The organism is Corynebacterium sp. ES2715-CONJ3 (assembly GCF_024814365.1).
Taxonomy (GTDB): domain Bacteria; phylum Actinomycetota; class Actinomycetes; order Mycobacteriales; family Mycobacteriaceae; genus Corynebacterium.
On the sequence record NZ_JANUXS010000006.1, the window covers coordinates 84064 to 97956 of the forward strand.

15 protein-coding genes are annotated in these 13893 nt (G+C 53.7%); 13 read left to right on the forward strand and 2 right to left on the reverse strand.

What is annotated here, in order from left to right; all coding sequences use genetic code 11:
* Positions 1-142 precede the first annotated feature (142 nt).
* The 12 genes from dnaJ to NXT00_RS08170 all read left to right on the forward strand — a co-directional run bounded on the left by dnaJ (position 143) and on the right by NXT00_RS08170 (position 10944).
* Positions 143-1267 (forward strand): molecular chaperone DnaJ, encoded by a 1125-nt coding sequence (gene dnaJ, locus NXT00_RS08115; RefSeq protein ID WP_259158684.1) that lies wholly within the window; start codon positions 143-145, stop codon positions 1265-1267.
* Positions 1268-1269: 2 nt separating this feature from the next.
* The gene (locus NXT00_RS08120) at positions 1270-2016 is read left to right on the forward strand and encodes a 16S rRNA (uracil(1498)-N(3))-methyltransferase (RefSeq protein WP_259158685.1); all 747 of its coding nucleotides are present in this window, start codon (positions 1270-1272) and stop codon (positions 2014-2016) included.
* A 41-nt stretch (positions 2017-2057) separates the two neighbouring features.
* A complete protein-coding gene (locus NXT00_RS08125) occupies positions 2058-3035 on the forward strand; it encodes a PhoH family protein (protein WP_259079911.1) in 978 nt (325 codons plus the stop codon).
* Between the two features lie 2 nt (positions 3036-3037).
* Complete coding sequence (gene ybeY, locus NXT00_RS08130) at positions 3038-3628, forward strand: rRNA maturation RNase YbeY (protein WP_259079914.1); 591 nt, start codon at positions 3038-3040, stop codon at positions 3626-3628.
* Complete coding sequence (locus tag NXT00_RS08135) at positions 3625-4932, forward strand: hemolysin family protein (RefSeq protein WP_259158686.1); 1308 nt, start codon at positions 3625-3627, stop codon at positions 4930-4932. Before ybeY ends, NXT00_RS08135 begins: the two co-directional genes overlap by 4 nt.
* Positions 4933-5069: 137 nt before the next feature.
* Positions 5070-5963 (forward strand): pyridoxal 5'-phosphate synthase lyase subunit PdxS, encoded by an 894-nt coding sequence (gene pdxS, locus NXT00_RS08140; RefSeq protein WP_259079917.1) that lies wholly within the window; start codon positions 5070-5072, stop codon positions 5961-5963.
* Complete coding sequence (gene pdxT / locus NXT00_RS08145) at positions 5964-6542, forward strand: pyridoxal 5'-phosphate synthase glutaminase subunit PdxT (RefSeq protein WP_259079925.1); 579 nt, start codon at positions 5964-5966, stop codon at positions 6540-6542. It begins immediately after the preceding gene.
* Between the two features lie 21 nt (positions 6543-6563).
* Positions 6564-7415: a pyridoxal kinase PdxY gene (gene pdxY / locus NXT00_RS08150; RefSeq protein WP_259079927.1), complete on the forward strand. Its 852-nt coding sequence runs from the start codon at positions 6564-6566 to the stop codon at positions 7413-7415.
* Between the two features lie 36 nt (positions 7416-7451).
* Positions 7452-8369: a GTPase Era gene (gene era / locus NXT00_RS08155; protein ID WP_259079936.1), complete on the forward strand. Its 918-nt coding sequence runs from the start codon at positions 7452-7454 to the stop codon at positions 8367-8369.
* Complete coding sequence (gene recO, locus NXT00_RS08160) at positions 8369-9094, forward strand: DNA repair protein RecO (protein WP_259079938.1); 726 nt, start codon at positions 8369-8371, stop codon at positions 9092-9094. The genes era and recO overlap by 1 nt, the downstream gene beginning before the upstream one ends.
* A 33-nt stretch (positions 9095-9127) precedes the next feature.
* Positions 9128-9865 (forward strand): isoprenyl transferase, encoded by a 738-nt coding sequence (locus NXT00_RS08165; protein WP_259079941.1) that lies wholly within the window; start codon positions 9128-9130, stop codon positions 9863-9865.
* Positions 9862-10944 (forward strand): VIT1/CCC1 family protein, encoded by a 1083-nt coding sequence (locus NXT00_RS08170; protein ID WP_259158687.1) that lies wholly within the window; start codon positions 9862-9864, stop codon positions 10942-10944. The genes NXT00_RS08165 and NXT00_RS08170 overlap by 4 nt, the downstream gene beginning before the upstream one ends.
* 28 nt (positions 10945-10972) lie before the next feature.
* Here NXT00_RS08170 and NXT00_RS08175 read toward each other — a convergent pair whose 3' ends face one another.
* Together NXT00_RS08175 and NXT00_RS08180 are read right to left on the reverse strand one after the other, a co-directional pair.
* On the reverse strand, positions 10973-11398 hold the full coding sequence (locus NXT00_RS08175) for a Fur family transcriptional regulator (RefSeq protein WP_259079947.1): 426 nt from the start codon (positions 11396-11398) through the stop codon (positions 10973-10975).
* 343 nt (positions 11399-11741) lie between these two features.
* A complete protein-coding gene (locus tag NXT00_RS08180; protein WP_259079948.1) occupies positions 11742-12077 on the reverse strand; it encodes a metalloregulator ArsR/SmtB family transcription factor in 336 nt (111 codons plus the stop codon).
* A 430-nt stretch (positions 12078-12507) separates the two neighbouring features.
* Between NXT00_RS08180 and NXT00_RS08185 the strand changes: the two genes are divergently transcribed.
* A complete protein-coding gene (locus tag NXT00_RS08185) occupies positions 12508-13893 on the forward strand; it encodes a glycine--tRNA ligase (protein WP_259079949.1) in 1386 nt (461 codons plus the stop codon).

The following is a 13893-nucleotide window of genomic DNA, read 5'->3' on the forward strand; positions in this document are numbered from 1 at the left end:
TCTCTCTCCCGCCCCTCGGTCAAGTTAGCCGAGGGCGGTTTATCCATTGAGGGCGATTAGGGCCTAGTTATGGGAACGTGACTAGAATGTGCTTTTTAGACACGATCACCGTTTCGAACTAGTAGATAATAAAGGACTTTTTGTGGCTCGCGATTACTACGGCATTCTCAATATCTCCAAGGATGCATCTGATAACGAAATCAAGAAGGCCTACCGTAAGTTGGCTCGTAAATACCACCCGGATGTCAATGACACCCCAGAGGCGGCAGCGAAATTCAGTGATATCTCCCTCGCCCAGGAGGTTCTCCTCGACCCGGAAAAACGTCGCATTGTCGATATGGGCGGTGACCCCATGCAGCAGGGCGGCGGGGGACAGCACCCGGGCTTCGGCGGCGGTTTCGGAGATATTTTCGACGCCTTCTTCGGTGGCGGTGGTGGCGGACGGGGCCCAATAAGCCGGGTACGCCCAGGCGATGACGCCCTGGTGCGGTTGTCGATCACTCTCGAAGACGCTTTCCAAGGTGTCGATGAGGAGATCACCATCGACACCGCCGTGGTCTGCGATATCTGCCACGGTTCGGGATCGAAAACCAAGGCTCAGCCCGTCAGGTGTTCTCGATGCCAAGGCTCGGGTCATATCGAGCAGATGCAGCGCTCCTTCCTCGGCAATATGCTCACCACCGTCGCATGCCCAGTCTGCGAGGGCTTCGGCGATATCATCGAAGACCCGTGTGATAAGTGTGCCGGCCACGGCCGGGTGCGCACCCGACGCAATAAGTCGGTTCGTATCCCAGCGGGCATTGCCAGTGGTATGCAACTGCGTTTAAGTGGCGAGGGTGAGGTGGGCTTGGGCGGTGGCCCTGCCGGTGATCTGTATATCGAGATCACCGTTGCACCGCATCCTATCTTCGAGCGAGAAGGCGATCACCTCCATTTCCGGGCCAATATCCCGATGGTTGATGCGGCCTTAGGCACCGACTTATCAGTAACAGGTCTGGACGGGGCCGAGATCACTTTCGAGATCCCAGCCGGTACCCAGCCCGGTGAAGTTGTCACTATCGAGGAAAAGGGCATGAAGCAGCTGCGCGCGGACAGCTTCGGCAATATGATTGCCCATATCAATGTCATGGTTCCGCGAGAATTGGATGAACAATCGCGCAAGATTCTGCAGTCTCTGCGAGATCACCGCCAAGATTTAGCACAAGTCCATGAATCCGCGGATGATAATTCATTCTTCTCGCGGATCCGTAATAAATTCCGGAAGTAGTCATGTCACTACCAGTATTCCTCCATTCCGCCCCGCTGCCCCAAACAGGCGCCGTTGAACTAACAGGGTCGGAAGGGCGGCATGCGGTGAGCGCTAAAAGGATTGGAATCGGGGAACATATTGAGCTTGTCGACGGCCACGGTTCCCGGGCGTTGATCGAGGTTCAGGAGATTTCGGGCAAAGATACTCTGCGCGGAATGATCCTCCAGTGCGATAAAGAAATTCCTCAGTGCCCACATATTACGGTGATTCAGGCGCTGCCGAAGTCTGAACGCAGTGAGCTCACCGTCGACCTGCTCACCCAAGCTGGTGCGGATGCCATCGTGCCATGGCAGGCGAGTCGGTGCATCGCTCAATGGTCGGGGCCTAAAGCGGACAAGGGAATAAAGAAGTGGCAATCCGCAGTCCTAGCCGCCGCAAAACAATCCCGGCGAAGCTATCTCCCCGAGATCTATCCCCTGAGTTCGACACCTCAATTAAGGGAGATTTGCACCGAAATGGACCTGGTCCTCGTGCTGGCGGAGGATTCTGCGCAACCTATTGCTCAGGCTCTGCGTGATTATCCCCACGTCCAGCGCTTAGCACTCATTGTTGGCCCGGAGGGGGGAATCAGCCCAGAGGAATACCAGGTTTTCATCGACCTCGGAGCGCATTTGGTCAAATTGGGCCCCGAGGTACTGCGCACCGCTGCAGCTGGAATGGTGGCCTTAGCGGCTCTGGGCGTACTCACCCCACGGTGGTCGCTCTGATACTGTGAGGTGGACACTATACTTGTGGAAGGTAAATTTTTTTGAGTCAGATAGTACGCACGGTCGAAGTAGATAGTAATCATGCGCCGGTAATTTTCGGCATTAATGATCGCCATATCAAGGTCTTAGAAGACCACCTCGATTGCAGCATTCATATACGCGGAACTGTTGTCACTCTCAATGGGGTGGACCATGAGGTCTCCAGGGCGATCAAAGTGCTCAAGGAATTGCAGTCTATGGCGCGCCGCGGAGTGGAGATCACACCAGATGCTGTGAAACATACGCTGTCGATGATTACCATTGAGTCCCCCCAGTCAGTAGCCCGGGCGCTCGCTAGCGATATTGTGGTGCGCCGCGGAAAGTCAGTGCGCCCAAAAACTTATGGCCAAAAGGAGTATGTGGACGCGATCGACGATAATACGATCGTTTTCGGGCTGGGTCCTGCGGGCTCGGGTAAAACTTATCTCGCCATGGCTAAGGCTGTCCAAGCTCTCCAAGCTAAGCACGTGAGCCGCATCATTTTGACTCGCCCTGCTGTTGAAGCAGGGGAGAAGCTGGGCTTTTTACCCGGCACTCTCAACGACAAGATTGATCCCTACTTGAGGCCTTTGCACGATGCGCTGCGCGATATGGTGGAGCCGGAAGTTATTCCTAAGCTCATGGAAGCAGGTATTGTCGAGGTGGCTCCGCTTGCATATATGCGCGGCCGCACCCTCAACGATGCCTTCGTTATCTTGGATGAAGCTCAAAATACGACTGCGGCTCAAATGAAAATGTTCCTGACCAGGCTTGGATTCGGTTCCAAGATGGTTGTTACAGGCGATATCACCCAGGTGGATCTTCCTGGTGGCCAAAAGTCTGGACTGCGCCTCGTGCGCTCCATTCTGCGTGGGGTGGAAGGTGTCCACTTTGCTGAACTCGGTGCTGAGGATGTGGTGCGTCACCAGCTCGTCGGTCGCATCGTTTCTGCTTATGATTCCTATGAGGCCGCGGAAGAAAAGCGTCGACAAGAAAGATAACAATGAGCATCGAAATTCTCAACGAATCTGGGTATACGCTCATCAATGAGGTAGCACTCGTCGATTGCGCTCGTTTTGTGTTGCGGGAGATGGATATTCACCCGGAGGCGCTCTTGACTATTTCGTTGGTGGGTACCGCCACGATGAGTGATTTGCATATGCAATGGATGGACCTGCCGGGACCGACGGATGTTTTGAGTTTCCCCATGGATGAACTCACTCCGCATTCGCAGCGCCCAGATGCTGTGGACCTAGGGCCAGCAATGCTCGGCGATATTATTTTGTGCCCCGAATTTGCCGCTCAACAGGCTGATAAAGCCGGCCACGATCTCGCCCATGAATTGGCGTTATTAACCGTGCACGGCTGTTTGCATCTCTTAGGCTATGACCATATTGAGCCGCGCGAAGAGCAATATATGTTTGCCCTCCAGAATGATTTATTGCGGGATTGGTACGACGATTGCGCCGCGCGCGGTCTGGACTTCCAGCCTCGCCCTGAAAATGAGGGGGCTTTTCCCACCGCGGCCCAGCGGTTGGCCCTCGATCAACAGATGGACTCTGAGCAGTCAATCCCTGCTATTGGAGAACAGTGAACTCGCTTAGCCTCATCGTCATTATTGTCTTAAGCCTCCTGATCGCCACAACTCTAGGCGTCATCGAGGCCGCTATCGCGCATGTCTCCCGAGCGCGAGCGATCAAAGATGTCAAAGATGCCCCCACCCAGACCCATAAGAGCCTGGTTAAGGTTCTAGAGCGCCGCGAAGAACACAGTAATATACTTGGTCTCGCTCGTACCCTCTTCGGTGCTATCGCAGCCGTGAGTGCGGGCTTCCTCGCTGACTCCACGTGGCACCATTGGGGAATCTCGGTGGGCCTGGTTTTTGCCACTCTTATCGCCTATATGCTGCTGGCCGTTATTTCTAATTCCATTGGCCGGGCCGTCCCTTATGCGATTAGCGTGAATGCGGCAATCTTTCTGAATACGCTGGCCGTCATCCTAGGCCCGCTAACTCGGGTTTTAGTCTGTGTGGGAAATCGCATAGCGCCCGGCGCTGGCTATGGAGATGGTCCGTATTCGACGGAGATCGAGCTGCGTGAGATGGTCGATATCGCCTCGCAGCAGGGCGTCATGGAAAACGAAGAACGGCGGATGATCCAAAATGTCTTCGATCTAGCTGATACCACGGCCCGCGAAGTGATGGTGCCGCGCCCTGAAATGGTGTGGTTGAACTCCGGCATTACTACCCGCCAGGCCACGGGAGTCTTTGTGCGCTCGGGTCTGTCTAGGCTTCCTGTAATCGGGGAGAATGTGGACGATATCGTCGGTATTGTCTACCTCAAGGATGTGATGAAAAATACCTTCCTCAACGATGATGCCGGCACTACACCTATCGACGATATCCTCAGGCCAGCAAAATTCATTCCAGATTCAAAAAAACTCGATATTTTACTGCAGGAGATGCAAACCGAGCGTTTCCACCTGGCCATCCTCATCGACGAATTTGGAGGAGTTGCTGGCCTGTTGTCGATCGAGGATATCTTGGAGGAAATCGTTGGCGAGATCGCTGATGAATACGATCAGGAAGAACTGGCTCCAATCGAGGATCTCGCCGATGATTCTTATAGCTACCGCGTGGTGGCACGCCTGAATCTCGAGGAACTAGTGGAGCATATCCGAGAAAAGCACGGCATTGACTTCGAATTCTCAGATGAAATTGAAGACCAGGTGGAAACCGTGGCGGGGCTCATCTCCTTCGAGGAAGGCCGCGTGCCCTTGCCTGGCACGGTCGTTGAAACTAACGGTCTGCGTTTACAGGCCGAAGGGGGACGGGACACGCGTGGGCGGGTACGTGTGCGCTCTGTTCTGGTCACCCTTTTGGACACGCATCAAGAATGAGGGATTTTTGAATAAAAGTCCACTGATGTGGACGTTTTCGATGAAATCCATTATTAATAACACCTGGGTGAGGGCGTGAAGCCGGCTCACCCCTTATGATAAAGCAGTACCTTTGTACCTCACTTCAAGGAGATTTGATGAGCAGCGAAAAGTTTACTGGTACCGCGCGTGTTAAACGTGGCCTAGCGGAGATGCTCAAAGGAGGCGTGATCATGGATGTGGTCACCCCGGAGCAGGCCAAGATCGCCGAGGACGCGGGAGCCACCGCTGTGATGGCACTCGAGCGTGTGCCAGCCGATATTCGTGCCCAAGGTGGGGTATCGCGCATGTCAGATCCCGATATGATCGACGGCATCATCAACGCCGTCACCATCCCCGTGATGGCCAAAGCGAGGATCGGACACTTCGTGGAAGCTCAAGTACTGCAATCTCTAGGGGTAGACTTCATCGATGAGTCGGAGGTGCTCAGCCCTGCCGATTACACCAACCACATCGATAAATTCGCCTTCGACATCCCATTCGTCTGCGGGGCAACCAATCTCGGAGAGGCATTGCGCCGCATCAACGAAGGTGCAGCTATGATTCGCTCCAAGGGTGAGGCAGGCACCGGTGATGTATCCAATGCAGTCACTCATATGCGTACCATTCGTGCTGAGATCAATCGCCTCAGCTCCATGTCTCGTGATGAACTCTACGTGGCGGCCAAGGAGCTCCAAGCCCCTTATGAATTAGTCGTGGAGGTAGCCAGCACTGGGAAACTCCCAGTTGTGCTCTTTACTGCTGGAGGCATTGCCACCCCAGCTGACGCCGCCATGATGATGCAGATGGGGGCGGAGGGAGTCTTTGTCGGCTCTGGCATCTTCAAGTCCGGTAATCCAGAACAACGGGCCCGCGCAATTGTTCAGGCAACCCAAAATTATGACGACCCCGATACGATCGCTCGCGTTTCCCGCGGTCTGGGCGAAGCCATGGTGGGCATTAATGTCGATGAGATCCCCGTATCGCATCGCTTGGCCGAGCGCGGTTGGTAGATGATCGGCATCTTGGCGCTCCAAGGGGGCGTCAGCGAACATGCTCGCATGCTCGAAATTTTGGGTCGGGAGTACCGGTTGGTTCGCCGGGTCGAGCACCTTGAGGGGCTTACCGGGATTATCTTGCCAGGCGGCGAATCCACTACGATATCGACCTTGCTCGAATTAGGGGGCCTATTAGAACCGCTGCGCCACCTGGTGCAGCAGGGCTTGCCCGCCTATGGCACATGCGCTGGCATGATCCTCCTTAGTTCACGTGTGCTTGATACCAGAGCAGATGCGCACTGCCTAGGGGCACTAGATATAACGGTGCGTCGCAATGCATTTGGGCGTCAAGTCGATTCATTCGAGGAAACTCTCGATATAGCTGGTAAGAAGGTCAATGCAACCTTTATCCGGGCTCCCTGGGTGGAGGAGATTGGCCCCGGCGTCGAAGTTCTCGCTCGTACCGCGAACGGGGCGATTGTGGCGGTAAAGCGCAATCATGTGCTTGCTACTAGTTTTCATCCCGAGCTGGGACAAGATACCACGGTCCACGAGCTCTTTATCGACATGGTGGATAATTCCACTTCCGCCTAGGAGCGTGGAAGAATACTCGATATGAGCATTCTTTCGATTCAATCCCACGTTTCCTATGGGCACGTGGGTAATTCTGCGGCAGTTTTCCCCCTCCAGCGTATCGGCCACGAGGTGTGGCCCGTGCATACCGTTAATTTTTCTAACCATACCGGTTACGGAGATTGGGGTGGTCAGCTCATTCCGGCTGACCACGTTCGCGATGTCATAGCCGGAATTTCCGCCCGCGGTGCTTTCGCCAATATCGAGGCCATTATCTCGGGCTATCAGGGTGGATCCGATATCGCTGAGGTTATCACCGAGACGGTTGCTGCGATAAAGAGAAAGAATCCTTCAGCTCAGTATGCCTGCGATCCCGTTATGGGTAATGCGAAGTCGGGGTGCTTTGTGTCGGAATTAATCCCGCCCTTGCTCCGCGACGTCGTCGTGCCTGTGGCAGATATCATCACCCCCAATCAGTTTGAACTGGGCTATCTCACGGGGATGGAGGCGAGCGATCTTGAGTCCACTATCGCTGCAGCTGATAAGGCGCGCGCCCTCGGTCCGCATACGGTTCTAGTGACCTCTGTGATGCGTCCGGGCCGGCCAGAGCACACCGTGGAAATGGTGGTTGTTAATGATGAGGGTGCGTGGATCATCCAAACCCCTTATCTCGACGTTAAGCGTAATGGCTCCGGGGATGTCACCGCAGCTTTATTTACCGGCCACTATATTCGCGATTTCGATGCCAAAAAGGCATTAGAAAAAACAGCGGCCGCCATCTTTGATCTTATTTCGATGACGTACGAAGAAAACTCTCGGGAATTGCTGTTGATTAAGGCCCAAGATTCCTTTGTGAATCCACACCATCATTTTGTGGCGTCGAAAATCCGCTAAGCTAAAGAAATCCCAACACTCAATCTAAGGAGAAGGGTGAATTTTACCGATACCCCCGAGGGATTCCGCTCCGGTTTCATCTCATTTGTAGGACGACCCAATTCGGGAAAGTCCACGCTCACCAACGCACTGGTGGGAGAAAAGATTGCGATTACCGCCAATCAGCCCGAGACAACCCGCCACCCCATTAGAGGCCTGGTGCACCGCGACAACGCCCAAATCATCGTCGTGGATACCCCGGGTCTACACCGCCCGCGCACGCTTTTGGGTGAGCGCCTCAATGAGGTGGTCAAAGATACCTATGCGGATATGGATCTGATTGCGGTCACGATCCCAGCCGATGAAAAGATTGGGCCGGGTGATCGCTGGATTGTGGACAATATTCGCAGCGTCGCCCCGAGAACGCCTCTGATGGGCATTGTGACCAAGGTGGATAAGGTCAGCCGCGATCAAGTGGCCGTGCAGCTGATGGCTTTGCATGAACTTCTCGGTAGTGAGTGCGAGGTGGTACCAGTCTCGGCGATCACGGGTGAACAGCGTGAGGTACTGATCGATGTGATTATCAATCAGCTTCCCGAGGGCCCGAAATTTTACCCCGATGATCACATCACCGACGACGATACCCCCACTCGGATTGCGGAGATCGTGCGCGAGGCCGCACTTGCTGGCCTCAAGGAAGAATTGCCTCACTCGGTGGCCGTGGAGGTTGACGAGATCATCCCGAGCACCGAACGTGAGGGAGTTCTCGATGTTCATGTCGTGATTTATGTGGAACGCCCGGGGCAGAAGAGCATTATTATCGGTCGCGGCGGACGCGGTCTGGGCCGGATCATTTTTAAAGCTCGACCCAGAATTATCGAGCTACTTGGCAGCAATGTTTTCCTTGACCTGCGGGTGAAGGTGTTGAAGAACTGGCAGTCTGATCCAAAGCAGCTCGGTCGCCTTGGATTCTAGTGGCTAGACAATCATATAAGGTGCGCGCGGTTGTCGTGCGCACTTATGATTTTGGAGAAGCCGATCGTATTGTTGTTCTCTTAAGTAAAGAGCATGGCATTATCCGTGCGGTAGCTAAGGGAGTCAGGCGCGCAAAAAGCCGCTTCGGATCGAGGCTGCAGCCCTTTGTGGAGATAGATGTACAGCTTTATCCGGGTCGTAATCTGGAGACTCTTACCCAAGCAGATACGGTGCGTTTTTTTGCCACCGGAATTGTGGAGGATTCGCAGCGTTTTATTGCCGCCACAGCAATTCTTGAAGTGGCGGAGCGCCTGGCTGAAGATGATCTTTATGATCTCGTTCTCGACCATATCGAACTGATGCGGCAGACGGCTTATCCCACGGTCGTCCTGGATGCATTCTTATTGCAAGCCATGCATATCGCGGGTTGGGCGCCCAGCCTCTTCCTGTGTGCGCAATGCCAGAAACCGGGGCCCCATCATGCTTTTCACCCGGCACCTGGGGGTGCGGTATGTGTGAATTGTCGGCCCCCCGGTTCCAAGGAATTAGATCCCGAAGCCTTGCATATAGCGTGGCTTCTCGAGCATCAATTCCTTGACAACGCGATCGAGATCATTGCGCAATCTTCGCATTTTCAGGCCGAAGTTCATCAGTTCGTGCGCCTCCATTTTCAGTGGTATGCCGAACGCAAAATTGCCGCCTTAGAAGTTCTCGATCAGGTTTAGGACTCGGCTGTCGCTAATGGCAAGATAGGAGAGGTGAGCGATAATCTACAGGCACCTCAAATAGATCCGCAGTTTATCCCCAATCATATCGCCCTCGTTATGGATGGCAATGGGCGGTGGGCTACGCAGCGCGGCTTAAAGCGTACCGAAGGGCACCAGCGCGGCGAAGCCGTACTGTTGGATATGGTCTCTGCTTGTTTAGCGCTAGGGGTAAAAAATCTCTCCGCCTATGCTTTTAGCACCGAGAACTGGCGGCGCAGCGTAGAAGAAGTGCGCTTTCTCATGGGCTTTAACCGTGATGTATTATCGCGCCAAAAAATGTGGCTTCATGAGCGTGGGGTGCGAGTTCGCTGGGTTGGCCGGCGCCCACGGCTATGGCGCAGTGTCATTAACGAACTTGAAGCGGCGGAAGAGCTCACCAAGAATAATGAGGCGATGACGCTGTATATGTGTGTTAATTACGGTGGTCGCGCGGAGATCGTGGACGGGGTTCGCGATATTGCCCGGAAGGTTCAGCAAGGCCTTTTAGATCCAGAAGACATAACGGAGAAGAATTTTCACATCTTTCTCGACGAGCCCGATATGCCCGACGTGGACTTATTCCTGCGACCGTCGGGGGAAAAGCGAACCTCAAATTTTTTGTTATGGCAATCTGCCTACGCGGAAATGGTTTATCAGAATAAGCTCTTCCCCGATTACACACCTGCTGATCTCTTTGACGCAGTTATTGAATATGCTCATCGTGACCGTCGTTTCGGAGGAGTGAAGTGACCCCTACCCCGGATGCCAAAACAATCCGCAAATGGCAGCAGTATCTGGCCAATGAACGCGCCGAGGCCGCGGTTTATCGGCAGTTAGCTCATAAGAGAAGCGGTGAGGAGAAAGAGATCCTCTTAAGTTTGGCACGTGCCGAAGAACGCCACGAGAAATACTGGCGCGAAAAGTTGGGTGATGATGTGGGGCTCCCGCGCCGCCCAGATTTTAGCACCTTAGTGCTGGCGTTTATGACCAAGCACTTCGGTTCTCTTTTTGCTCTTGCATTAATGCAGAACGCGGAAATGCGCAGTCCCTATGAGAAGGATGCGGATGCCACGGCGCAAATGCACGCTGATGAGATGATGCATGGCGAGGTCATTCGTGGTTTAGCTGCGGATGCCAGGGAGAAAATGAGTGGCTCCTTCCGTGCTGCTATTTTCGGTGCAAATGACGGCCTCGTCTCCAATTTGGCGCTCGTCTTGGGAGTGATGGGATCGGGCGTCGATTCTCGCTTCGTCCTTCTTGCGGGTATCTCTGGTTTGCTCTCAGGGGCTCTGTCTATGGCGGCCGGAGAATATATTTCGGTGAAGAGTTCTCAGGAGCTGCGCGAGGCGTCCGCCCCGGATCAGAAGGCGCAGCGCAGTGTGGCGGCACTCGATGTGGATGCCAATGAGCTCGCGCTGGTGTACCGAGCACGTGGATTAGGTGATCACGAGGCTCAACTCAAGGCGGAGCAGGTCTTAAATTCCTTAGCGGATTCCCATGATCAGGCGTTGATAGAAGAGTTTGGGGAGAACAGCGACATCGACTCCAAGGAAGCTATTCATGCGGCCATCTACAGCTTCTGTTGCTTTGCTGGGGGAGCATTTATCCCGCTTATCCCGTTTATCCTGGCTTTTCAATTTAGTGGCCTCGTCTTGGGTCTAGCAGGCATTGTATTAGTTGGCATCGCCCTGATTGCTACGGGTAGTCTCACCGGTGTACTCTCCGGGAAACCTCCTGTGTACCGGGCGATCCGTCAACTGCTAATAGGACTCGGTGCTGCAGGTATCACCTATGTATTGGGTATGGCCTTTGGCACGATTATCGGCTGAACCCAGGGTTAGTGCCCTGGGTTAGGGGCTAGATAGTTGCGGCGCACTGTGAGCACGTGCCGTATATTTCGGCGTCATGTCCTGTAAGGGTGAAGCTATGGGCGCGGGAGACATCCTTCGCCCACTCTTCGACCGGGCCACCTTCGACCTCAACTGTGTGTCCACATTGGGTGCACACGAGGTGGTGATGGTGAGCGTTATTGAGGCATTGCCGATAAAGGGTTTCGCCGTTGGACATGTGCAAAGCGTCGACTGCTTTGATCTCAGTCAGCGACTGCAGGGTGCGATAAACGGTTGTCAACCCTACCTTGAGATTTCTCTTGGTGAGTTCCTCGTGGATCGTTTTTGCGGAGGCGAAATTATCAAAGTCGCGAAGAACAGTGACGACAGCGGCGCGTTGGCGGGTGCTGCGGACACCGAGCTTCGGAACCCTCGGTTCTAAAGTGCGGTTCATGATTCCATTCCCTTTTATGATTTTTTAGCTTCATACGCGCCTGTCAGAGCGCTATTGGCACCAGGTAGGGTGTCAGACCTAGGAGGTGGTAGATGAAGCAAAACGTTGCTATAGCTAGAAGTAAACAGGCCACGTGATGGAAAATTTCAAGAGCCTGAGCTGACTAGCTTCCATAGGGTGCTCACTGGTCGCGGGGACCGGTCAGCTGGAACAAACAGCACTTTACAGTCTAGCTATGACTCAAATCATACTAGATTTCGCTTTCATTAGCCGCAAAATGCCATCATGGGTTACGGTTTGATCCCGGATTTTCCGAGGGGTTGTTTTTTGTTTTAAAAGATATTTATCTCGATGATTCCGCTTGCATGGTGACCCGTTGAACAATGTCGAGCGCGAGGGGATTGCTAATGTGGTAAACGATTTTTCGGCCTTTTCGGGTACTACCCACGATGCCAGCTGTACGAAGTATCTTCAAGTGCTGGCTAATGAGCGGTTGGCTGCAGTCTAAGTGTTCGGCAATTTCGTTAACAAATAGGGGGCCGCCGCTTAAAAGCTGGATGATGCTTAAACGAGTGCTGCAGCTAAGGGAGGTAAAAAACCCCGCAGCCATTGTGAAATCGTGGCCCCAATTCATCGAGGTATTGCGGTTTTCTTGGGTACCGGTTAATGATCCCATCATCTCTCCATCGGTCGTTGCGTTTGGCTAACTAAACACTGTTCAATCGATATATCCCCTTCGGTGTTAATGGAGGTGGAAAAATCGATAGGTCAACAGTGGTTACGTGTATATACCTAAACTGTAGCGTTCCTGATACTTAAATATAGCGGAGATTCTACCTCGTACCACTTCCTCGCTCAGAACTTTAAGAACTGCTCCCGAACAAAAGCCCATATATAAGGTATTTGGCCTGTTTGTTTACTTAGGTAAGCCTTATACTTCTCAAAAGTGCTTGCCGTAGGGCACCAATTCTCTTAGGGAACTCGTGGAGGAGATTCTCTTCGGCAATCGGCTTAGGCTTCTCAGTCAAGAACTAGTAAAGTTGGAGGAACTCCCCGCGATTAACTGGGGGAAGGCTAATTACTAAGAAACCTCAAGGAGACCTTTTTCCATGGCTCAAAGCTCAGTCATTGATACCGTAGTAAACCTCTGCAAACGCCGCGGCCTCGTATACCCGTGTGGCGAAATCTACGGTGGCACCCGCTCCGCGTGGGACTACGGCCCCTTGGGTGTCGAGCTCAAAGAAAATATTAAGAAACAGTGGTGGCGCACCTTCGTTCAAGGTCGCGCCGATATGGTTGGGCTCGATTCTTCTATTATCCTGCCGCGCCAAGTCTGGGAGGCCTCCGGCCACGTAGCCACATTCACCGACCCCCTCGTGGAGTCGTTGCACACCCACAAGCGCTACCGCGCCGATCACCTAATCGAAGCTTACGAGGCTAAGCACGGCCACAAGCCCGAAAATGGCCTCGCTGATATTCCCGACCCAGAAACCGGACAACCGGGTGCGTGGACCGAACCCCAGATGTTCTCCGGACTGATGAAAACCTTCCTCGGCCCAGTCGATAATGAGCAGGGGCTACACTATATGCGCCCCGAAACTGCTCAAGGTATCTTCGTCAACTTCAAAAACGTCATGACCACCGCCCGCATGAAACCACCCTTTGGAATCGGCCAGGTTGGTAAAGCCTTCCGCAACGAAATCACTCCGGGCAACTTCATCTTCCGAACCCGTGAATTCGAGCAAATGGAGATCGAGTATTTCGTACCTGAAAATCAGGCTCAAGAAAAATTCGACCAGTGGGTTAATGACTGTTGGAACTGGTTCATCGACCTCGGTATTAACCCCGACAATATGCGTCAGTTTGATGTCCCAGAGGAAGAGCGCGCTCACTATTCCGCCGGCACCATCGACTTCGAATACCGCTTCGGCTTCAAAGGTAGCGAGTGGGGCGAATTAATGGGCGTGGCTAACCGTACCGACTATGACCTCGGCTGCCATATTGAGCATTCCGGTGAGGACCTCTCCTACCACGACCAGGTCAACGGCGAGCGTTATGTCCCACATGTCATCGAGCCCTCCTTCGGCCTCACCCGCGCCATGATGGCGTTCCTATGCGATGCCTACTACGAGGATGAAGCCCCGAATGCCAAGGGCGGGGTGGACAAGCGCGTAGTTTTACGCCTCGATCGCCGTTTGGCTCCCGTCAAGGTCGCGGTATTGCCACTATCGAAAAAAGACACCTTAACCCCAACAGCAGAGCGCATTGCGCAATCGCTGCGGAAATTCTGGAATGTCGATTATGATGTCGCGGGTGCTATTGGACGCCGCTATCGTCGACAAGACGAGATCGGCACCCCCTTCTGCGTTACGGTCGATTTTGATTCACTCGACGATGACTCCGTAACCGTGCGCGAACGCGATACCATGGAGCAAGAACGCGTCAAGATCTCCGAACTGGAGTCCTATCTAGCCGCCCGATTGGTAGGTTGTTAA

What these genes read in the sequence shown, in the direction of transcription:
- NXT00_RS08120 (WP_259158685.1), top strand. Translation starts at nt 1,270, where the DNA reads ATGTCACTACCAGTATTCCTCCATTCCGCCCCGCTGCCCCAAACAGGC.
- ybeY (WP_259079914.1), top strand. Translation starts at nt 3,038, where the DNA reads ATGAGCATCGAAATTCTCAACGAATCTGGGTATACGCTCATCAATGAG.
- pdxS (WP_259079917.1), top strand. Translation starts at nt 5,070, where the DNA reads ATGAGCAGCGAAAAGTTTACTGGTACCGCGCGTGTTAAACGTGGCCTA.
- pdxT (WP_259079925.1), top strand. Translation starts at nt 5,964, where the DNA reads ATGATCGGCATCTTGGCGCTCCAAGGGGGCGTCAGCGAACATGCTCGC.
- pdxY (WP_259079927.1), top strand. Translation starts at nt 6,564, where the DNA reads ATGAGCATTCTTTCGATTCAATCCCACGTTTCCTATGGGCACGTGGGT.
- NXT00_RS08175 (WP_259079947.1), bottom strand. Translation starts at nt 11,398, where the DNA reads ATGAACCGCACTTTAGAACCGAGGGTTCCGAAGCTCGGTGTCCGCAGC.
- NXT00_RS08180 (WP_259079948.1), bottom strand. Translation starts at nt 12,077, where the DNA reads ATGATGGGATCATTAACCGGTACCCAAGAAAACCGCAATACCTCGATG.
- NXT00_RS08185 (WP_259079949.1), top strand. Translation starts at nt 12,508, where the DNA reads ATGGCTCAAAGCTCAGTCATTGATACCGTAGTAAACCTCTGCAAACGC.